This is a genomic window from Bradyrhizobium sp. USDA 4532, from assembly GCF_024171315.1.
Lineage (GTDB): Bacteria > Pseudomonadota > Alphaproteobacteria > Rhizobiales > Xanthobacteraceae > Bradyrhizobium > Bradyrhizobium australafricanum.
On the sequence record NZ_JALJZN010000001.1, the window covers coordinates 6,560,676 to 6,582,164 of the forward strand.

A 21,489-nucleotide genomic window follows, 5' to 3' on the forward strand; every position below is an offset into this window, starting at 1 on the left:
ACCGGCGAGTCCGTTGCGTCCGTCGGCTTGGTTGGCAGCATCAGTCCGGATGCCGCACCGCCGCTCACACGATCCGCGAGGTCTTGTTGCCCCAATAGCGGTCACGCAGCAGGCGCTTGTAGAGTTTGCCGGTCGGCAGCCGCGGCAGCTCGGCTTCGAAATCCACCGAGCGCGGCACCTTCTGGCGCGACAGCGAGCCGGCGCAGAATGCGATCAGTTCCTCGGCAAGCTCCGGCCCCGGCGCGATGCCGTCGACCGGCTGCACCACCGCCTTCACTTCCTCGCCGAGATCGACATTGGGCACGCCGAACACCGCGGCGTCGGCGACCTTGGGATGGGTGATCAGGAGGTTCTCGCATTCCTGCGGATAGATGTTCACGCCGCCGGAGATGATCATGAAGGTGGCGCGGTCGGTGAGATAGAGGAAGTTCTCGTCGTCGACATAGCCGACGTCGCCGACCGTGCTCATGCTGCCGTCGGCCGAGCGCGCCTCGCCGGTCTTGGCGGGGTCGTTGAAATATTCGAATGGCGTGGCGGTCTTGAACCACACGGTGCCCGGCGTTCCCTTGGGGCAAGGCTGCATGTTCTCGTCGAGGATATACAGATCGCCGAGCAGGACCCTGCCGACGGTGCCGCGATGCGCGAGCCACTCCTCGCTGTTGCAGGCGGTGAAGCCGAGCCCCTCGGTCGCGCCGTAATATTCGTGGATGATGGGGCCCCACCATTTGATCATGTCGTCCTTGACCAGCGCCGGGCAGGGCGCGGCGGCATGGATCGCGATCTCGAGGGTCGACAGATCGTAGCGGGCGCGAACCTCCTCGGGCAGTTTCAGCAGGCGCGAGAACATGGTCGGCACCAGCTGGCTGTGGGTGATGCCCCATTGCTCGACCAGCTGCAGATAGCGCTCCGGGTCGAAGCTCTCCATAATGACGACCGTGCCGCCCATCCGGATGGTGAGATTGACCGCGGCCTGCGGCGCCGAGTGGTAGAGCGGCGCCGGCGAGAGGTAGACCATGCCCTCGCGGTAGTGCCAGAGCTTGGTCAGGAAATCGAACAGCGGCAGGTTCTGCGATGGCGGCTGCTCCGGCAGCGGCCGCACGATGCCCTTGGGCCGGCCGGTCGTGCCGGAGGAATACAGCATCGCGGTGCCGGCAAATTCGTCCGCGATCGGCGTTGACGGCAGGCCTGCGGTGGCCTCTCGCAGTCCGACAATGCGATCGCTCTCGCTTTCGCCGTCGACCACGATGCAGAGCTCGACCCGCAGGCACTCCTTCAGCGCCTCGCGCGCGATGTCGAGCTTCAGCTTCGAGGTGATCAGGATCCGCGACTGGCTGTTGGTCAGGATGTAGGCGAGTTCGCCCGCGGTGAGGTAGGAGTTGACGCAGGTGAAGTAGAGCCCGGCGCGCTCGCCGGCGCCGCAGGCCTCGAGGTAGCGGTTGTTGTTCTCCATGAAGATCGAATAATGATCGAGCCGACGCAGCCCCTGCTTGCGGAACAGATGCGCGAGCCGGTTGGAGCGCGCCTCGAGCTCACGATAGGTGACGGTCTCGCCGGTCCCGGCCATGATGAAGGCGGGTTGCAGCGGGCGCAGGTAAGCATGCTTGCCGGTATACATCGAACTCCAGATCCCCCTTGATCGTGCTTGTTCTTGTTTGACGCGTTTTCTTCACGCGAACCGGTACCCACTTCGCTCGAAAGCGCTCTATGCAGCCATCTCCAGAATCTCGCGAACCTGGGATGGATCGTCGATCTTGCGCGGATTGCGCGGCACCCAGGGCGTTCGCATCGCTTGCTTTGCGATGCGGTCGAAATGCTCGGGGCCGACGTGGACCTCCTGCAGGCTGCGCGGCATGCCGAGGTCGCGGATGAAGAGGTCGAGCACGTCGCCGGCGTCCGCGCCCGCATGTCCCATTGCGGCCGCGACCAGCGCGTGCCGGTCGGCATTGTCGCGCTTGTTCCAGCGCATCACCGCGGGCAGCATCACGCACGAGGTATAGCCGTGCGGCACGTCGAATTCGGCGCCGAGCACGTAGCCGATGCCGTGGCTCGCGCCCATCGGCACACCCGAGGCGAGCGGGCCGGTGGAGAGCCAGGTGCCGATCTGGCAATCCATTCGCGCCGAAATATCCTTCGGGTCGGCTTTCACCCGCGGCAGGCCGGCTGCCAGCATCTCCAGTCCCTTCAGCGCCTGCGCGTCGCCGTAAGGATGCGCCTCGCGCGAGCAGATGCCTTCGACGCAATGGTCGACGGCGCGGATGCCGGTCGACAGGAACAGCCATTCCGGCGTGTGCACCGACAGTTCCGGATCGAGGATGGTGGCGCGCGGCATCACCAGCGGATGGCGCAGCATCTCCTTCTGCCGCTTGGCCTCGTTGGTGACGCCGGCGATCGACGAGAACTCGCCGCCGGCGATGGTGGTCGGCACGCTGATCTGGCGCACGGTCGGTGGGTTCATCGCGGGCGAGACGCCGCCATGGGTGCGGATCGTCTCGATGCCGTCGGACGTCGTGACGTTGTTGGCGAGGCAAAGCTGCACCGCCTTGGCGCCGTCGGTGATCGAGCCGCCGCCGATCGTGACGATCAAATCCGCTTTCGCGCCGCGCGCCTGCTCCGCCGCCGCGATCACCGCGGCGCGCGGCGTATGCGCCGGCATCTTGTCGAAGGTGCCGACGCAGCGGCGCCCAAGCGCCGCGCGAACCTTCTCGATCTCGTCGGTCTCGCGGTTCAGCGTGCCCGACACCATCAGAAAGGCGCGCTCGGCGCCAATCCGGTCCAGCTGCTCGACGATGGCCTCACGCGCGGGCCGCCCGAACACGACCTCGTCCATGGCACCGAATACGACACGGCCTTGATGCAAGCGCCTGTCCTCCCTCAACACGGTCCGCCTTGCTGGCGGACCTTTGCGGCGAGGTTAGCGGAGGAAATCGGGGCCGTCATCAGGGCTCTGGGCCGGTGGTTTGATACGGTCGCGCCGCCCATTCCGCTGTCGTCCCTGCGAAAGCAGGGACCCATAACCACAGGGTTGCGTTGTTGAAGTGAGCTGTGGCCCGAGCGCTGGCTAAACAATTGGCATCGGTGGTTATGGGTCCCGGGTCGCGCGGAGCCTGTCATCGGGCGGCGCTTCGCGCCGACCCGTTGGCTTGCCCGGGACGACATCGAATATGTAGCGCTCGCGTGAGTCATACATCCGCATCCTCGCGGCGCGCTGCATCCGAGTCTTGCGTTTACTTGCCTCCCCCTGGAAGCAGAGGGCGCCCCGGAATGACGGTGAAAGCTTCAGGTCGAAATCGGATGACCGGCAGAAATCTTGACGGCAACATCGCCGCGTGTGTTACACCTCGAAAGCAACAGGGACGTGCGCATGACATCGACCGTCGATCTCGCGAAACTGCATATTGACGACTTCACGCCGCATCAGGATGCGGAGTTCGCGATGCAGGCGGAGAGGGATTGCGTCGTGCCGCTGAAGCTCGCCAAGGTCGAGCCCGCGGGCAACAGCGGCCGGCCGGGCGGCGCGTTCTCGCTGCTGTTCGCGGGCCCGAAGGGCGCGTGGCTGCCGCAGGCGATCTATCCGGTGCGGCATCCGGCATTGGGCGTGATCGAGATGTTCCTGGTGCCGATCGGTCCGGTCGCGGACGGCAATGGTTATCAAGCGATCTTCACCTGACGCTCTGCCGCCCGCCAGCGCATCAGGTCGTAAACGCCCTTGTCTTCCTCGGTGATGAAGCCGAGCCGCCGGTAGAGCCGCATCGCCGGGTTGAGCTTCTCGACGTGGATCGAGACGTCCTTGCCGGCGGCCTTCGCCTCGTCGATCGCGTCGCGCAGCAACGCTTCGCCGTAGCCCCTGCCGCGATGCTCGGGCAGGAAGGCGATGTCGATGATGCGGTGCTGGCTCGGCCAGCGTTCGAGATAGAACCGGCCGACGTCTTCACCCTGGCGCGCGATCACCAGCCAATCGGCGTTCGGATAGTGCTGCTGGTAGTGCGCGTGCTGGGCGCGGAATTGCTGCTCGAGAAAGGCAGCCTTGTCGGCCTCGCTCCACGGCACCGGCGCAAGTTCCTCGGCGCGCGTCGAGGCATAGAGGCGGCCGAGGAACGGCAGGTCCGCCTCCGACAGGCGGCGAAAGCCGCAACCGACTTCGGCCGCGCGCGCCCAGCCGAAGGCGGACGTGATGGTGCCTGGCGCGTCGAGAGCCAAAACGAGCTCAGCCTCGCGCCGGGAAGACGCCCTGCAGTGCGATGCAGAAGTTCAGCGTGAGGTAAGGTTGCATGTTGTTGTGCGGAAGGTTGCCGCCCGTCATGCCGATCATGGTTGCGTTCATCTGCGTCAGTGTTGGCGCCGGGCTCCCGGGCACGTAGGCGAACGCGTTGGCCGATTTGCCGAGGATGCGGGTCGGGCTCGGGACTTGAACGTCGGCCGTGTCCTGCGTACCGACGTTCACAGGGTGGTTGTGCTGCGGTATCTGGTTTTGCAGCAGCGTCACATTGGGGGAGCCGGTGGTCTCGCCGAGGTCATACAGCGACAGCCCCGGGCCCTGTCCGGGCGCCAGCGGCGCGTTGCCCTGCATGTTGGGAAGCGCGAAATTCGAGGTGCCGTTGCCGCCATAGGTGACGCCGAGCAGCGAAAACAGCGCCGTGTTCTGCGAGATCGGCAGGATCTGGCCGCTGCAGAAGGCCCAGCCCTTGGGAGCGAAGTTGAACGGAAAGATGCGGATTTCGGCGACGAAGGGGTCGGCCATGGTGTCGCGCTCCTAGCCCTGGCTCGGGAAAATGCCGGACAGCGAAATGATGAAGGTGACGCAAAGCAGCGGCTGCAAATTGCTGTGCGGCAGGTTTCCGCCGGTATTCGTCAGCATTCCGCCTGCCATGGGCCCGTCGGGCGGCTGGCCGTCGATATACATCGCGATTGTGCCGGTCGTCTGATCGAGAATATTTCCCTGCGGGTTCGACGCGGTGCCGGTCTGCTTCGCGGCGATGAAGGCGTGCGAATGCTGCGGGATCGTCTGCGTCGTGAGTGTCACGTTTTCGACGCCGCCAGTCTGCCCCATGGCATAGGTCGTGCCGCTGCTGGCGGTGCCCGTGTGGATTGGCACACGGCCGCGCAGATCGGGGACCGCGAAGGTGGATTGGCCATCGCCGCCATAGGTGGTGCCGATCAGATTGAACAGCGCGTCGTACTGGGAGATCGCCAACAGGCTGCCGTCACAGAAATTCCATCCGACCGGGGCAAAGCTGCCGCCGAACATACGGATTTCGCCTAAATAGGATTCTGACATCGGCGCTTCTCGTCAATTCTGCGAGGGGAAAATGCCCTGGAGGGCAATGCTGAAATTGATCGTCAGGAACGGTTGCATGTTCTGATGGGCCTGGCCGCCGCCGGCATTGCCCACGGTCAATGGATTGAGCGGGGTGATGTCGGTCGTCGACGTGCTGTAGCCGTTGTTGAAGGCACCGAGATAGGCCCCCGAATCGAGCGGCTGGCTACCGTTGCTGTTGGTGGCGTTGGCCAAATGATTGTGCTGCGCCATCTCGTTGATCGTGAGCGTGTGGCTCTCCTCGCCGCCGCGTTGGCCGAGCGTATAGCCGGGGCCCATACTTATCGGCACCCGGCCTCGAAGGTCGGGCAGGCCAAAAGTGACGCGCCCGTCCCCGCCATAGGTCGTACCTAGCAACGAGAACAGTGCCTGATTCTGAGCGATGGGAAGCAGTTGGCCGTTGCAAAATGCCCAACCCTTGGGCGCAAAGCCGAACGACATCATGCGGACTTCGGAAAGAAACGGATCGGCCATCGGTCCTCCGCGAATACGTCGTACGATTTGTGAAAAATTCGAAGCAATGATGCTGCGTGTGCAACGTCTGCACGATAGCGTGTTTTGCGGCTAGTGCAACCTCAACGATTGTCTGGTTTCCGCGATTTTTTCGATTCCGCGGCCGCGCGAGCCATTCGCAGTTCGCGACGAGACGGTATCGCTGCTGACGGGACCGTTGTCACGAATCGGACATGTCCAAGCGGACATCATGAGGCGATTGAAGTTTGCCGGGTCGACGGAAGCGCGGATCCCATCCATCTGAGGCAAGCCTGCCGGAACGCTTCGGCAGGCGTTGTGTAGTCGATACGGTGCCCGGTCAGACGATCAGGTCATGGTGCAGCTGGGCGTGGTTGTCGGTCGGCGTGCCGCCCATGGCGGCAAACGTCGCCTCATGGCCGACCCACCATGGGGTGCCGGCATTGGCGTGCCCGCTGAACAGATCGGACCAGGTCTGGGTGTTCGCGGCCGGGTCCGCGTGGCTCGTGCTGGCCTGCGACGGCGTCTGGGTGAACGACGAGAAGTCGAAGCCGTCGCGGTTCAGAGTCGAGGATGTGTTGCTCTGCATGGGCATCGCCTTCGCCGATCCCACGTTGGCCTGCGTGACATCCGCGGCGATTGGGAGCCGCCGCTCGCCGTCGGCGAGACTGATATACATCAGGTCGTTGACATCGGATGACGACGTCAGGTCGGGGAGGCCGAGCACGTGTCCCAATTCATGGACCACGGCGGTCAATAGATCGAGATGACCGGCGGCGGCCGTCGACGAATCGGTCTGCAGATCGGAGCCGGAAGCATTGAGCGCGTGGGTGAACTCAAAATTGTCAAACGGTGTCGAATCAACAAACCAGCCATGGCCGGCGGCGTCGGCATCGATCGTGATGTGGCCGGCGCTTTCCAGGCCGACGACCTGGCCGGCGAGATCAGCGACGCTGAAGGTGACGGCATGCAGCGCGGCCAGTTGATCCGCGTCCACGCCAGCCTTTGCCCATTGGGTAATGGCCGCCGAGACGACCGAGTCGAGCTGGCTTTGCGTCAGGTGGGTTTCACCAGGGGTCGCGATGGCGGCCTGCACGCCGCCATCCGCGGCGATCAGCGGCGACGAGCCGAAGCCGTTGGTGCTGCCCGCCGTGACGCTGATGGTCGGTGCCGTGGTGACCGTATTGTGCGCCAGGACGTAGGCTGAAATCGCGGCGGTATCGGTGGAGCCGCCGCCGTAGGACGTGCCGTCGCCCGCGTGCAGGCCGACGGTGGTGGCAAACCGATCGCGCAGCCGGATGTCGGTGCCGGTCGCGCCCGAACCGAGGAACTGATTTTCCTGGGCGCCGGTGCCGCCCAGCGTCAGCGAGACGCTCTGCGCATCGCCCGCGACCGTGCCGGCATTAAGTTCGAAGCCATGAGCGCCGAACGCACCCGGGTTGGACACCGTGTTGCCCATGACGATCGCGGTCAATAGGGCGTTGCCGCCGTTCGCAGCGTCACCGGTCTGCAGTTCGATTCCGTCGTTGTTGTACTGATACAGATGATTGTTGGTGATCGTGACGCTGGAATTGGCCCCGCCCATCGTGACGAAGCCGATGTCACTGCCCTGGGCGGAGCCGCTGTTGGCGACGCCGGCGACGCCGATCGTGTTGGAATCGATCGTGCCGTTGAACGAGCTTGCTCCTGATCCCGTGCTGATGCCGAGCGCGGTGCCGAGGGCATCACGCATGGTATTGTTGGCGATGTTGAAGGTCAGGTTGGCGTGGTCGCCGGTCCCGCCGGAGCTGATGGTGATGCCGCCGCCGCCCGAGACGATATTCTGGTTGTTGTTCGAGAAACTGTTTCCGTTCAGCACGAGGTCCGAGTTGACGCCGCCGTGCAGATCGAGCTGGAACAGGTCGCCGCGCGCCGACGTGAATGTCGAATTCTGCACGGTCGCGTTGAATGTTCCGTCGGTGGCCTGGAACACCAGGGCATCGCCCGAGCTGTTTCCGGCCGCCGAATTGGTCGCGAAGGTCGAGCCGGTAATGGTGATGCGGTTGAGTGTCTGACCGCTGTTGTTGAAGACGTGGAACGCATCGAGCGCTGCGCCCGTGAAGGTCGAATTCGTTACCGACGCCGTGCCGGACAGGCCGGTGAAGTAGACGTCGCCCTCGCCGATGCCGCCGACGTTGGTGCCGTTGGTGCCGGTCACCGTGGTGTTGCCGAGGGCAAAGCCGGTGACGCTGGTGCCGACGATGCCGTAGTTCTGGAAGTCGTGCATCGCCAGGTAGGAGAGCTGAACGTCCTTGGTGTTGTTCAGATAGACGCCGCTGCCCTGCGTGGTGCTGCCGTCGGCGCCGGTCTTATTGGCGATGGTGCCGCCGCTGCCCGCCGTCGAACCGTCGCCGGTGATGTGCAGGCCGCCATTGCCGGCGGCCGTGCCGGTATTCGACAGGATGATGCCGTTGTTGGACCCACCGCTCGAGGTGATGCTCTTGAGGATGAGGTTGGACGAGCCGATCTGGGTGTTCTCGACATCGAGCGCGGTGCCGGTGCCTGACGTGATGGAGTTGTTGGTGCCGGTCAGCGTGATGGTGCCGCCATGCGTGAAGCTCATGCCGGTGCCGCTGGCAGTCTTGACCGTGATGTCGGACATCGTGACGGTGCCGACATTGAAGCCGTCGTCGCTGATGCCCACGCCGGTCGAGGCCGAGGTGTCGATGCTGACGCCGCTAATGCTGTGGCCCGAGGTGCCGAGCAGGTCGATGCCGTTGTCGGCGCCGGTCACCTTGATCACCGGATCGGTGCCGGTCGCGGTGTTCGCGGTCACCACAGCGCCGGTCACCGGATTGGTGAACGTCAGGGAGTGACTGCCGCCGACCAGGTTGACGCCATTGGCGAGGTTGATGCCGTTGGCCTCGGTATAGGTGCCGGACCTCAGCACGACATAGTCGCCAGAGCCGGCCGGATTCGCCGCGTTGTAGGCGGCGATCGAGGTGTATGGATCGGCCGCGGTGCCGAGATTGGCGCTGTTGGCCAGCGCCGTGGGCGAGTTGTCGATATAGAACACCTGCGGGACGACGCCGACGTGGAAGGTCTGGGCGCCCGACGTGAGCGGCCCGCCGGTGCCGGTGTTGCCGTTGTCGTTGATGTTCAGCGTGACGGTATCCGAGCCGGTGAAGCCGTCGTCGCTGTTGTATGTCAAGGTCGCCAGCGCGGTGTTGACCTGTGCGACGGTGCCGGTCAGCGTCACCGTGTGGCTGCTGTTGTTGGTGGAGCTGGCGAGCCCGGCGGTATTGAAGGTCAGGTTCGCATGGCTTGAGGCAATCGTCGCCGTGACGTTGCCGCTGGCGGCATCGATGTCGGCGACCGAAAGTCCTGAAATCGCGAGGTTGGTGTGCGAGAACGCCGTTCCGATCGAATTGTCCGCCGGCACCGACGCGGTCGGGCCATCGTCCACGGCGGTGACGCTTCCCGTCGTCGATCCTGTGCCGGTGTTGCTGCCGCCATTGGCGGTGCCGCCGTCATCGTGCACGGTCAGGCTGTAGGAATGCGCGGTGGTGTCGGGGTTTTCGCTGGTGTTGTTGAACTGAATCAGGTCCAGCGCCGCATTGTAGTGCGCAAGCGTGTCGGTGCCGGTGAAGCTGATCGTTTCGGTGCCCGCGGTGCTGGTGATCTCGAAGTGGATGCCGCCGATATCGCCGCTGTTGCCGGCGTGGCCTGCGATCGACAGCGCATCCGACGGCTTCAGATTGTTCAGAACGAAGGTCGCATCGGTCAGGTTATTGCCTTCGGCGTCCGTGATCGTCAGGTTCGGCGTGATCGTGACCGGCGTCGAGTTCGCTGCCGGGGTGCCGTTCGGCGGCTCGGAGAAGCCGGTGATGGCCCCGAAGCTCACGACCGGCGCGTCGTTGACCGGCGTGACGTGGATGATCGAGGTCGAAGTGTTGCTATTCGCCGAGCCGTCATTGACGGTGAAGCTGACGGTGCGATCCGCGCCGGACGGATTGTCGCTCGAGTTGAAGTAGGTGATGGAATCGAGCGCGGCCTTGTAGTTGGCGACGCTGGAGGAGCCAAATAGCGTCAGCACGCCGGTCAAGCTGTTGTACGATCCGGAGATGCCGTTTTGGCCGGCGAAGCCCAGCACGTCCTGGCCGGCGGCGAAGCCGCCGGTGATCTGCACCGTCGCGCCGGTCATATTGGCGCTGTCGACATCGGTCACGTTGACCGACGCATCGATCACGGTCGCGGCCTGGTTTTCGGTGTAGTTCAGCGTGCCGCCGGCGGTCGTGACCGGCGGATCGTTGACCGGCGTGACGTTGATGGTGCCGGTGACCGGCGTGGAGGTCGCCGTGCCGTCGTTTGCGATGATCGTGACGGTGCGCGCCAGGCCCGACGGGTTGTCGCTGGTGTTCTGATAGGTCACCGAGGCGAGCGCCGCCTGATAATCGGCGACGCTGGCGGTGCCTGTCAGCGTCAGCATGCCGGTTCCCGCATTGAACGAGCCGGTGATGCCGTTCTGGGACGTAAAGGCGAGGACGTCCTGACCGTTCGCGTAGTTGCCGGTGATCTGCACCGTCGCGCCGGTCAGCGTAGTGTTGTCGACGTCGGACACGATGATCGCCGGGTCGAACGCGGTCGCGGCCTGGTTCTCGGTGTAATTGAGGGTGTGACCGGCGGTGACGACGGGCGGGTCGTTGACCGGGGTGACGTTGATGGTGTCGGTGACCGGCGAGCTGTCGAGCGTGCCGTCATTGGTCGTGATGGTGACGGTGCGCGCCAGCCCGGACGGATTGTCGCTGCTGTTGATGTAAGTCACCGACGCCAGCGCGGCCTGGTAGTTCGCGACGCTGGAGGAGCCGGTCAGCGTCAGCGTTCCGGTCGCGGCATTGAACGAGCCGGTGATGCCGTTCTGGTTGGTGAAGCCGAGGACATCCTGGCCGCTGGCATAGTTGCCGGTGATCTGCACCGTCGCGGACACCAGATTGGCGTCATCGCCGTCGGTGACGGTGATCGCCGAATCGATCACGGTCGCGGCCTGGTTCTCGGTGTAGTTCAGCGTGTGGCCGGCGGTGACGACCGGCGCCTGGTCGACCACGACGGCGATGGTGAAGGTCTGCTGGCTGTGCAGCGTACCGTCGCTCGCATCGACCGTGACGTCATAGGACGGGTCGGCAATGTTGATCTTGCTGGGATCGGCGACCGTGATCTTGCCGGTGGTCGCATCGATGGTGAAGCCGCCGCCGGAAGTGTCGCCGACCAGCGAATAGGTCACGGCGGGGCCGTTGACGTCCGTCGAGGATGCCGTGACGCTGGTTCCCGCGCCGACCGGTGCGTTGACCGCAACGCGGTTGGCGCCGGCGTCGGCATCGACCGGGGTCGACGGCGCGACGTCGGTGACGGCGATGGTGAAGGTCTGCGAACTCGTGAGCAAACCGTCGCTGGCCTGCGCGGTGACGGTGTAGGCGTGTCCGGCCGGGCTTTCGTAATCGATCTTGGAGCTGTCCGCGACGGTGATGACGCCCGTCGTCGCATTGATGGTGAAGCCACCGCCGGAGGTGTCGCCGATCAGCGACCAGGTCACGGCTGGGCCGTTGACGTCGGTTGCCGCCGCGGTGATGCCGACGGTCGAGCCGTTGGCAGCGCCTTCGGCGATCGTGTTGGTGCCGGCGTCGGCATCGACCGGGGTCGACGGTGCGGCGTCGTTGACGGCGATGGTGAAGCTCTGCGAGCTCGCCAGCGTTCCGTCGCTGGCCTGCGCGGTCACCGTATAAGAATGGGTCGGGCCGCTGCCCTCATAATCGATCTTGGTCGGGTCGGCGACGGTGATGACGCCGGTCGTCGGGTCGATGGTGAAGCCGCCGCCGGAGGTGTCGCCGATCAGCGACCAGGTCACGGCCGGGCCGTTGACGTCGGTCGCATGCGCGGTGATGCCGACCGCAGTGCCGGCGGCCGCGCCTTCGACAACGCTGTTGGCGGCGGCGTCGCCGTCGACCGGCGTCGATGGCGCAACATCCGCGATGTTGATGGTGAAGGTCTGCGAGCTCGCTAGCGTGCCGTCGCTGGCTTGCGTGGTGACGGTGTAGCTGCCGCCCGAGCTTTCGAAATCGAGCTTGCTCGAATCGGCGACCGTGACGACGCCGGTTGCGGCATTGATGGTGAAGCCGCCGCCGGAGCTGTCGCCGATCAGCGACCAGGTCACGGCCGGACCGTTGATGTCGGTCGCCGACGCGGTGATACCGACGGTCGAGCCGTTGGCTGCGCCTTCAATGACGGTGTTGGCGCCGGCGTCGGAGTCGACCGGGGTCGACGGCGCGACGTCGGTGACGGCGATCGTAAAGGTTTGCGAACTCGCCGTCGTGCCGTCGCTGGCCTGCGCGGTGACGGTATAGGAATGGGTCGGACCGCTGCTCTCGTAATCGACCTTGGTGCTATCCGCGACGGTGATGACGCCGGTTGTCGCGTCGATGGTGAAGCCGCCGCCGGAGGTGTCGCCGATCAGCGCATAGGTCACCGGCGGGCCGTTGACGTCGATCGACGACGCCGTGACACCGACGGTCGAGCCGTTGGCGGCGCCTTCGGCGATCGCATTGGCGCTGGCGTCGCTGTCGACCGGGGTCGAGGGCGGGGCTTCGGTGACGGCGATGGTGAAGGTCTGCGAGGTCGCAAGGGTGCCGTCGCTGGCCTGCGCGGTAACGGTATAGGCGTGGCCGGGCGCGCTTTCGTAATCGAGCTTGCTCGGGTCGGCGACGGTGATGACGCCTGTTGTCGCGTTGATGGTGAAGCCGCCGCCGGAGCTGTCGCCGGTCAGCGAATAGGTTACCGCCGGGCCGTTGATGTCGGTCGAGGATGCGGTGACGCCGACCGTGGTGCCGACGGCCGCACCTTCGACGACGGTATTCGCGGCAGCATTGCTGTCGACCGGGGCCGACGGCGCAACGTCGGTGACGTTGACGGTAAAGGTCTGCGTGCTGGTCTGCGTGCCGTCGCTGGCCTGCGCGGTGATCGTGTAGGCGTGGCCGGGCGCGGTTTCGAAATCGACCTTGGTGGGATCGGCGACGGTGACGACGCCGGTCGCGGCGTTGATGGTGAGGCCGTGGGCATCGCCGACCAGCGAATAGGTCACGGTGCCGCCATTGATGTCGGTGGCGTGCGCGGTGATGCCGACGGCGGTGCCGATGGCGGCGCCTTCGACCACTGTGTTGGTCGCGGCGTCAGAGTCGGTGGGAGCCGACGGCGGGGCGTCGGTCACGCCGATCGTGAAGGTTTGCGTCGTCGTGGTCGCGCCACTCGTCGCCTGCACCGTGATGGTGTAGGCGTGGCCCGGCGCGCTCTCGTAATCGAGCTTGTTCGGATCGGCGACGGTGACGACACCCGTCGTGGCATTGATGGTGAAGCCGCCGCCGGAGGTGTCGCCGGTCAGCGAATAGGTGGTTGCGGGGCCGTTCGGATCGACCGCGGAGGCGGTGATGCCGACCAGCGTATTGACGGCAGCGCCTTCGACGACGCTGTTGGCGGCGGCATTAATGTCGACCGGGGTGCTGACCGCCACGTCGTTGACGTTGATCGTGAAGCTCTGCGAGCTGACGCCGCCATGGCCGTCGCTGGCCTGGACCGTGATGGTGTAGGCGTGGCCCGGCGCGGTCTCGAAGTCGATCTTGGCGGAATTGGCGACGGTGACGATGCCGGTGGTGGGATCGATCTTGAAGCCGCCATTGGAGGAATCCGATGTCAGTGAGTAGGTGACGCCGGGGCCGTTGACGTCGGCCGACGACGCGGTGATGCCGACCGAGGTGTTGACCGCGGCGCCCTCGTTGACGGCGTTGGCGGTGGCGTTGCCGTCGGTCGGTGTCGAGGGCGGCGCATTGCTGACCGCGATCGTGAAGCTCTGCGACGAGACGAAGATACCGTCGGTCGCCTGCACATTGACAACGTAGCTGCCGCCGGAGCTCTCGAAATCGACCTTGGAGGGATCGGCAATCGACACGACGCCGGTATTCGGATCGACCTTGAAGCCGCCATGCGAGGAATCGGACGCCAGCGAATAGGTGACCGGAAGACCGATCAGGCTGGTGGATTGCGCGGTGATGCCGACCGATGTATTGGCTGCGGCGCCCTCAACAACCGTGTTGGCGCCGGCATTGGCGTCGGTCGGAGGCGACAGGAAGCCGGGCACGGGCGGCCACGGCGTGCCGGGAGGACAACCCAGGTAAAGATATTGCAGACCATACGTATTGACGAACGCCTGCGCGGCCGGATCCAGAATGATATTGCCGCTCGGATCGAGATGAAGCTCGGGGCGGGTTAAACCACCGATTGTATAGGCAGGTATGGTCGTCATGAGCACTCCCGCGATCGGCGTGAAAGCCGATCAACTAACTACAATTTTTGGGGACGACGAGGTGTGAAGCAGTTCACACGTTGAGGTTGACTACTTACGATCCGAGATCGCACCGGTCCGCTCGCAATATGCGGACACCGCGACGGTTGCGGAGTCCCGACATCAGCAAGTTCAAATGCGCTTGCCATTACGTAATCGCTTCCACTCACTCACGCCGCGAGAAAAGCCCAATGAATGTTCGAGAAAAGCGCGGCGGCCAAGAAAATTTACCGGTTGGCAACCACGACCGTATTGTCGATGCTTCCGAGTGTCAATGTGTGTCCACGTGACACCGCGCCGTTAACCACGATTCGGCCATGCAGCGGGAGGTAGAGTGTGGGAACTCGACCATTTTTAATCTTGTGCGACCCCCGGTAGTTTCTGCGCCGCAGGCGGAATTGTCGTTGTGTGACGAACATGTGTCGGTGATTCGCCTTGGGATTGATTCCCGGCAAGCCGTCTGTGATCTCTCCTCACCCGAAAGGCCAGTGAATCTGTCCCTTCCTGTCGTCACGGCTTCGCGATCACGTCGTAAGGCTTTCAGATTGCGCAACTATTCGCTTGATCCGGCGGCCATCTTGAACAGACTGGGGAGCGGCTACATCTGTGACGTCCGCTGCCGCGACATTGCGGTGGTCCATCCGCGTTGAATCACCGCAAGTTTAATTGCGACTTTCGTAGTCCTGCACTGATCCTTGGGGAGAGGGAATTGAGTTCGATTGACAGAACGGGGCGTGTGGCTCCGGTGACCGGCGTCGAGCGTCATTCGCTTCGCCGCCATGCCTCACGCGGCCTGTCGCTCAGGCCTTGGCTTGGCCTTGCGCCGATCGGGCTGCTGGCGGCGCTGGCGCTCGGCGGCTGCGACAACAAGAGCGCGCAATCGCAGGCCGCGCCTCCGCCGCCACCCGTGACCGTCGCGCAGCCGGTCAAGCGCACCGTCACCGACTGGGACGAGTTCACCGGCCGCTTCGAGGCGATCGAGGAGGTTCAGGTCCGCGCCCGTGTCGGCGGCTTCGTCAACAGCGTCGAGTTCAAGGATGGTGCGATCGTCCACGCCGGCGATCTGCTCTACATTATCGACCCGCGGCCGTTCGAGGCGGTCGTGCTGCAGGCCGAAGGCCAGCTGGCCGACGCGCGCGCCAAGGGGGAGCTTGCCAAGCGCGATCTCGAGCGCGGGCTGAACCTCGTGCAGACCAGCGCGGTCTCGGAGCAAGTCGTCGATCAGCGCCGTCAGGCGTTGCAGGCGGCACGCGCCGCCGAGACCCAGGCCGAGGGCACGCTGAAGGCCGCGCAGCTCAACGTCGAATTCACCCATGTGCTGGCGCCGATCACCGGCCGCGTCAGCCGGCATCTGGTGACTCCGGGCAATCTCGTGCAGGGCAGCGAGGGCGGCGCGACGCTGCTGACCTCGATCGTGTCGCTCGATCCGATCTACATCTATTTCGACGTCGACGAGGCGACCTATCAGCGCAATAGCAAGCTGTGGTTCGAAGGCAGGCGGCCGAGCTCGCGCGACACCGCGAACCCGGTGCAGGTGACGCTGACCGGCGAGACCAAGCCCTTGCATGAAGGCAAGATGGACTTCCTCGACAACCGGCTCGACGTCTCGACCGCGACGCTGCGCAGCCGCGCGATCATTCCGAACAAGGATCTGTCGGTCCTGCCCGGCCAGTTCGGCCGCGTCCGCATCATCGGCTCCTCGCCCTATGAGGCGCTGTTGATCCCGGACAGCGCTGTTGCCACCGACCAGTCGCGCAAGATCGTGTTCGTGGTCAAGGACGACAACACGGTGGAAGCAAGAGCGGTCACGCTCGGGCCGCTCGACGATGGCTTGCGCGTCGTCCGCGAAGGCCTCAAGGCGGAGGATCACGTGATCGTCGACGGCCTGCAGCGCGCCCGCGTCGGCGCCAAGGTGACGCCGAAGATGGCGCAGGCTCCGGCGGATTCCAAGCCCGCCGCAGGCGACAAGCCCGCGGCCGCTGACAAGCCCGCCTCAGGTGCCAAACCATGAATCTCGGCAGGCTCTCCATCAACCAGCCCATCCTCGCGATGGTGCTGTCGATCGTGCTGCTGATCGTCGGCGCGATCGCCTATCCGACGCTGCCGGTCTCGGAATATCCGCAAGTGGTGCCGCCGACCGTCGTCGTCACCACGCAATATCCGGGCGCCTCGGCGCAGACCGTGTCCGACACCGTCGCCGCGCCGATCGAGCAGGAGATCAACGGCGTCGAGGACATGCTGTATCTCTACAGCCAGGCGACGTCGAACGGCCAGCTCACCATCACAGCGACCTTCAAGCTCGGCACCGACCTCGACAAGGCCCAGGTGCTGGTGCAGAACCGCGTCGCGATCGCGCAGCCGCGGCTGCCCGAAGAGGTGCAGCGCAACGGCGTGACCACGCGCAAGAACTCGCCCGACATCCTGATGGTCGTGTTCATGCTGTCGCCCGATGACACGTTCGACCAGCTCTACATCTCCAACTACGCGCTGCTGCAGGTCCGCGACCAGCTGTTGCGGCTCGATGGCGTCGGCGACATCCAGATGTTCGGCGCGCGCGATTACTCGATGCGGCTGTGGCTCGATCCCGACCGGATCGCCAATCTCGGTCTGACCTCGACCGAGGTGCTGGCGGCGATCCGGGCGCAGAACCTGCAAATCGCCGGCGGCCAGATCGCCGAGCCGCCGATCGCCGATCGCGCATTCCAGCCGAACCTCGTCTTCACCGGCCGCCTCAAGGACATCAGGCAGTTCGAGGACATCGTGGTGAAGGCCGGCTCCGACGGCCGCACGGTACGTCTGCGCGACGTCGCCCGCGTCGAGCTCGGCGCGCTGTCCTACGCCACCAACAGCTTCCTGCTGCGCAAATCCGCGGTCGCCCTGCTGGTGACGCAACGGCCCGGATCGAACGCGCTCGCCACCGCCAAGAGCATCTCCGACACGATGGAGCGGATGAAGGCGAGTTTCCCGAAGGGGCTCGACTACAATATCGGCTACAACCCGACCGAATTCATCGCCCAATCGGTCCACGAGCTGATCAAGACGATCTACGAGGCCATGGCGCTCGTCGTCATCGTGGTGCTGGTGTTCCTGCAGGGATGGCGGCCTGCGATCATCCCGATCATCGCGATCCCGGTGTCGCTGGTCGGCACCTTCGCGGTGATGGCGGCGCTCGGCTTCTCGATCAACAATCTGACGCTGTTCGGCCTCGTGCTGGCGGTCGGCATCGTGGTCGACGACGCCATCGTGGTGGTCGAAAATGTCGAGCGGCATCTCGAGCACGGCATGAGCAGGCGCGACGCTGCGCTCAAGACCATGGAGGAGGTCGGCGGCGCGCTGGTCTCGATCGCGCTCGTGCTGTGCGCGGTGTTCGTGCCGACCGCCTTCCTCGGCGGCATTTCCGGGCAGTTCTTCCAGCAATTCGCGGTCACCATCGCGGTCGCGACCGCGATCTCCTGCTTCTGCTCGCTGACGCTGTCGCCGGCGCTGGCCTCGCAGATCCTGGTGCCGCATGAGGAGAAACGCCCGCCGGCGCGCTGGAACATTATCGCGCGCGGCTGGGACAGCTTCACCGCGCTGTTCAACCGCGTGTTTGACCGGCTCGCGCACGGCTATGCATCGGTGGCCGACTTTGTGATCCGGCATACGGTGGTGATGCTTGCGCTCTACCTCGTACTTATCGGCAGCGCCGGCTGGCTGCTCGCGACCACCTCGCAGGGCTTCATTCCGGCGCAGGACCGCGGCTACGTCATCATCTCGGCGCAGCTGCCGGGCGCCGCGTCGCTGGCGCGGACCACCGCTGTTGTGCGCGAGATCGAGCGGATTGCGCTGGATACGCCGGGCATCGTTCGCGTCGCGGCTTTCGCCGGCTTCTCCGGTGCGACGCGCACGCAGCAGGGTAACGCCGCGGCGCTGTTCCCGGTATTCGACGAGCCGGAGGCGCGCCTGAAGAAGGGGCTGACGGCGAACGCGATCACGGCCGAATTGCGCAAGCGTCTGTCGGTGATCCAGGGCGCCTTCATCATCGTCATTCCGCCGCCGGCCGTGCCCGGCATCGGCACCGGTGGTGGCTTCACCATCCGCGTCCAGGACCGGCAGGGGCGCGGACCCGAACTGCTGGCTTCCGCGACCGATGAATTGGTGACAGCCGCGCGCAAATCGCCGTCTCTCACGTCGGTGTTCTCGCCGTTCACCGCGAACACGCCGCAGCTGTTCGTCGACATTGATCGCGTCAAGGCGCAGAAGCTCGGGGTGCCGATCGCCAACATTAACGACACGATCCAGACCTATTTTGGTTCGACCTATGTCAACGACTTCAACCTGTTCGGCCGCACCTATCACGTTACCGCGCAAGCCGATCTGCCGTTCCGGAAAGACAGCCCCGATCTCGCAAGGCTGCGCACCCGCAACGTCGCCGGCGACATGGTGATGCTCGGCAGCATCGTGGACTTCAAGGACGTCTCGGGACCCGACCGCGTCGCGCGCTACAATCTGTACTCGGCGTCCGAACTGCAGGGTGAGCCGGCACCCGGCGTGAGCTCGACGACGGCGCTCAACACCATCAAGCAGCTCGCCGACCAGACATTGCCGAGCGGCTTTTCGTTCGAGTGGACCGACCTGTCCTATCAGCAGGTGACCGGCGCCAATGCCGGCCTCTACGTGTTCCCGATCTGCGTGCTGTTCGTCTATCTGGTGCTGGCCGCGCAATATGGCAGCTGGACCTTGCCGTTCGCGGTGATCCTGATCGTGCCGATGTGCCTGTTCGCGGCCACGATCGGCGTGCGCCTGATGGGCCAGGACGTCAACATCCTGACCCAGATCGGCTTCGTGGTGCTGGTGGGGCTGGCCGCCAAGAACGCGATCCTGATCGTCGAATTTGCACGCGACATCGAGCTCGAGGGGAGGTCGCGGCTGGACGCGGTGATCGAGGCCTGCCGGCTCCGTCTGCGGCCGATCCTGATGACCTCGTTCGCCTTCATCCTCGGCGTGCTGCCGCTGGTGGTATCGACCGGTTCGGGCTCGGAGATGCGGCAGGCGGTCGGCGTTGCCGTGTTCTTCGGCATGCTCGGCGTCACCCTGTTCGGCCTGATCTTCACGCCGATCTTCTACATGGTGGTGCGCAACCTCGCGGAAGGAAAGAACGAGGGCAAGCCGGCCGAGCCCAAGGCAACCGTGGCGGGTTGAGGGCGGCACCCAACGTTCCGCAGCAGCAAGTCCTTCCCCGTCATCCTGAGGAGCCTGCGAAGCAGGCGTCTCGAAGGATGCACGGCCACCGGCCGGGCCGTCGACCCTTCGAGACGCGCGTTCCGCGCTCCTCAGGGTGACGGGAAGCTAGCAAGTGCTGTCGACGCAGCCCATACTTTTGGCTGAGCGGAAAGAGATGGGCAGGCGTGGGGTTATAAAATAATGTCGCGCCGATTTTCCTGATAGAAACTGCTGGGAGAGCATAGAATGAAGTCCGGATTTTTGGCCGCAGTCGCGGCCTGCAGCCTGATGCTTGCGGCGCCGGCGATGGCCCAGGGCGTCAAGATCGGCATCCTGAACGATCAGTCCGGCGTCTATGCCGACTACGGCGGCAAATATTCGCTCGAAGCCGCGCGGATGGCGGTCGAGGATTTCGGCGGCGAGGTGCTGGGACAGAAGATCGAGATCGTTACCGCCGACCATCAGAACAAGCCGGATCTTGCGACCGCGATCGCGCGGCGCTGGTACGAGGTCGAGAACGTCGACATGATCACCGAGCTCACGACGTCGTCGGTCGCGCTCGCGGTGCAGGAGCTGTCGAAGGAAAAGAAGAAGATCGACATCGTGGTCGGCGCGGCGACCTCCCGTATCACCGGCGATGCCTGCACGCCCTACAGCTTCCACTGGGCCTATGACACCCGCGCGCTCGCCGTCGGAACCGGCGGTGCGCTGACGGAAGCCGGCGGCAACACCTGGTTCTTCCTGACCGCCGACTACGCCTTCGGCTACGCGCTGGAGAAGGACACCAGCGACATCGTCACCTCGAAGGGCGGCAAGGTGGTCGGCTCGGTCCGCGTGCCGCTCAATTCGTCGGACTTCTCGTCCTTCCTGCTGCAGGCGCAGAGCTCGAAGGCCAAGATCATCGGGCTCGCCAACGCCGGACTCGACACCACCAACTCGATCAAGCAGGCGGCCGAGTTCGGCATCGTGCGCGGCGGCCAGAAGCTTGCCGGCCTGTTGATGACGCTGTCGGAGGTGCACGGTCTCGGGCTCGAGGCGGCGCAGGGTCTCGTGCTCACCGAGGGCTTCTACTGGGACCACGACGACGCCTCGCGCGCCTTCAGCGAGCGCTTCTTCAAGCGCACCAGCCGGATGCCGAGCATGATCCATGCCGGCACCTATTCGGCGACGCTGAGCTATTTGAAGGCTGTGAAGGCCGCCGGCACCAAGGACAGCGAGGCGGTCGCCGCCAAGCTGAAGGAGCTGCCGGTCGATGACGCCTTCGCCAAGGGCAAGGTGCTCGCGAACGGCCGCATGGTGCACGACCTCTATCTGTTCGAGGTCAAGAAGCCCTCGGAGTCGAAGAAGCCGTGGGACTATTACAAGCAGATCGCCGTGGTGCCCGGCGACAAGGCCTTCTTCACCGCCAAGGAAAGCGGCTGCCCGCTGACCAAGTGAGGCGAATATCCACGGGTGGTGTCGTCCTGGCGAAAGCCAGGACCCATTACCCCGATTGGATGTTATTGCACCACGCTGTGGCCATCAGATTGCCCATAACCACGCTCTGTGGTTATGGGTCCTGGCTTTCGCCAGGACGACGGTAGTGGTTATGGCGCGACCGCGCCTTCAATGCGCCAGCCGCCACACCGCGCCGCCGATCGCGCCAACCCAGAGGATGACGCAGGCGAGCGCCTGGATGGCGAAGCCGGGGCTGCGTTTCGCCACCGCTTCGCGATAGCCGATGAAATAGACGATGCGGCCGATCACCCAGATCGCGCCGACCGCCGCCGCGGCGGCATCGCCGACATAGACCGCGAACAGCCAGAGCGACGGCAGGAAGATCGGCATCCATTCCAGCGTGTTCATCTGGATGCGGTAGATGCGCTCGAAATCCGGATTGCCCGTGATCGCCGGCAGCTTGACGCCGTAGACCGCGCGGGCGCGGGCGACCTGCAGCGCGAAGAAGAAGTGCAGCGCGACCGCAAGGCAGGTGACGATGGCGGTGTAGTGGTACATGTCAGGCGTGTCCTCTTTCCATTGGCCCCGATGTCATGACGGGACAGCGAAGCCCGGTGTGACATGTGGCCTTGCTTTACCTCTCCTCGCGCGCGGGGAGAGGTCGGAACGCATCGTCAGATGCGTTCCGGGTGAGGGGGGA

12 protein-coding genes are annotated in these 21,489 nt (G+C 64.8%); 4 read left to right on the forward strand and 8 right to left on the reverse strand.

All coding sequences use genetic code 11. The features are described from left to right. Positions 1-64: 64 nt before the first annotated feature. Both J2R76_RS30170 and J2R76_RS30175 read right to left on the reverse strand, forming a co-directional pair. A complete protein-coding gene (locus J2R76_RS30170) occupies positions 65-1,615 on the reverse strand; it encodes an AMP-binding protein (protein ID WP_076834874.1) in 1,551 nt (516 codons plus the stop codon). A gap of 87 nt (positions 1,616-1,702) precedes the next feature. Beyond that, positions 1,703-2,857, reverse strand: a complete 1,155-nt coding sequence (locus tag J2R76_RS30175; RefSeq protein WP_076834875.1) for an iron-containing alcohol dehydrogenase — start codon at positions 2,855-2,857, stop codon at positions 1,703-1,705. 504 nt (positions 2,858-3,361) lie between these two features. On the opposite strand from J2R76_RS30175, the gene J2R76_RS30180 reads away from it, so the two are divergent. After that, a complete protein-coding gene (locus tag J2R76_RS30180; protein ID WP_244559026.1) occupies positions 3,362-3,667 on the forward strand; it encodes a DUF6916 family protein in 306 nt (101 codons plus the stop codon). On the opposite strand, the gene J2R76_RS30185 is transcribed toward J2R76_RS30180, so the two are convergent. The 5 genes from J2R76_RS30185 to J2R76_RS30205 all read right to left on the reverse strand — a co-directional run bounded on the left by J2R76_RS30185 (position 3,649) and on the right by J2R76_RS30205 (position 14,111). Continuing rightward, positions 3,649-4,197, reverse strand: coding sequence for a GNAT family N-acetyltransferase (locus J2R76_RS30185; protein WP_244559027.1), 549 nt, complete (start codon positions 4,195-4,197; stop codon positions 3,649-3,651). The genes J2R76_RS30180 and J2R76_RS30185 overlap by 19 nt on opposite strands. A gap of 7 nt (positions 4,198-4,204) precedes the next feature. Then, on the reverse strand, positions 4,205-4,738 hold the full coding sequence (locus tag J2R76_RS30190; protein ID WP_076834877.1) for a phage tail protein: 534 nt from the start codon (positions 4,736-4,738) through the stop codon (positions 4,205-4,207). A 12-nt stretch (positions 4,739-4,750) separates the two neighbouring features. Further along, the gene (locus J2R76_RS30195) at positions 4,751-5,275 is read right to left on the reverse strand and encodes a phage tail protein (RefSeq protein WP_076834878.1); all 525 of its coding nucleotides are present in this window, start codon (positions 5,273-5,275) and stop codon (positions 4,751-4,753) included. Between the two features lie 12 nt (positions 5,276-5,287). Further along, on the reverse strand, positions 5,288-5,788 hold the full coding sequence (locus J2R76_RS30200) for a phage tail protein (RefSeq protein ID WP_076834879.1): 501 nt from the start codon (positions 5,786-5,788) through the stop codon (positions 5,288-5,290). Between the two features lie 337 nt (positions 5,789-6,125). Then, positions 6,126-14,111, reverse strand: a complete 7,986-nt coding sequence (locus tag J2R76_RS30205; protein WP_253625299.1) for a cadherin domain-containing protein — start codon at positions 14,109-14,111, stop codon at positions 6,126-6,128. Positions 14,112-14,943: 832 nt separating this feature from the next. Between J2R76_RS30205 and J2R76_RS30210 the strand changes: the two genes are divergently transcribed. The 3 genes from J2R76_RS30210 to J2R76_RS30220 all read left to right on the forward strand — a co-directional run bounded on the left by J2R76_RS30210 (position 14,944) and on the right by J2R76_RS30220 (position 20,789). After that, the gene (locus J2R76_RS30210) at positions 14,944-16,161 is read left to right on the forward strand and encodes an efflux RND transporter periplasmic adaptor subunit (RefSeq protein ID WP_253626103.1); all 1,218 of its coding nucleotides are present in this window, start codon (positions 14,944-14,946) and stop codon (positions 16,159-16,161) included. Beyond that, positions 16,158-19,331 (forward strand): efflux RND transporter permease subunit, encoded by a 3,174-nt coding sequence (locus J2R76_RS30215; protein WP_028344243.1) that lies wholly within the window; start codon positions 16,158-16,160, stop codon positions 19,329-19,331. Before J2R76_RS30210 ends, J2R76_RS30215 begins: the two co-directional genes overlap by 4 nt. 267 nt (positions 19,332-19,598) lie before the next feature. Continuing rightward, a complete protein-coding gene (locus tag J2R76_RS30220; RefSeq protein WP_057021219.1) occupies positions 19,599-20,789 on the forward strand; it encodes an ABC transporter substrate-binding protein in 1,191 nt (396 codons plus the stop codon). Between the two features lie 168 nt (positions 20,790-20,957). On the opposite strand, the gene J2R76_RS30225 is transcribed toward J2R76_RS30220, so the two are convergent. Beyond that, entirely contained in the window at positions 20,958-21,347 is a 390-nt protein-coding gene (locus J2R76_RS30225) for an MAPEG family protein (protein ID WP_057021220.1), read from the reverse strand. Between the last annotated feature and the right edge of the window lie 142 nt (positions 21,348-21,489).

Coding starts and splice junctions, on each gene's coding strand:
- J2R76_RS30170 (WP_076834874.1), bottom strand. CDS start 1,615: ATGTATACCGGCAAGCATGCTTACCTGCGCCCGCTGCAACCCGCCTTC.
- J2R76_RS30220 (WP_057021219.1), top strand. CDS start 19,599: ATGAAGTCCGGATTTTTGGCCGCAGTCGCGGCCTGCAGCCTGATGCTT.
- J2R76_RS30180 (WP_244559026.1), top strand. CDS start 3,362: ATGACATCGACCGTCGATCTCGCGAAACTGCATATTGACGACTTCACG.
- J2R76_RS30225 (WP_057021220.1), bottom strand. CDS start 21,347: ATGTACCACTACACCGCCATCGTCACCTGCCTTGCGGTCGCGCTGCAC.
- J2R76_RS30195 (WP_076834878.1), bottom strand. CDS start 5,275: ATGTCAGAATCCTATTTAGGCGAAATCCGTATGTTCGGCGGCAGCTTT.
- J2R76_RS30215 (WP_028344243.1), top strand. CDS start 16,158: ATGAATCTCGGCAGGCTCTCCATCAACCAGCCCATCCTCGCGATGGTG.
- J2R76_RS30205 (WP_253625299.1), bottom strand. CDS start 14,111: ATGACGACCATACCTGCCTATACAATCGGTGGTTTAACCCGCCCCGAG.
- J2R76_RS30190 (WP_076834877.1), bottom strand. CDS start 4,738: ATGGCCGACCCCTTCGTCGCCGAAATCCGCATCTTTCCGTTCAACTTC.
- J2R76_RS30200 (WP_076834879.1), bottom strand. CDS start 5,788: ATGGCCGATCCGTTTCTTTCCGAAGTCCGCATGATGTCGTTCGGCTTT.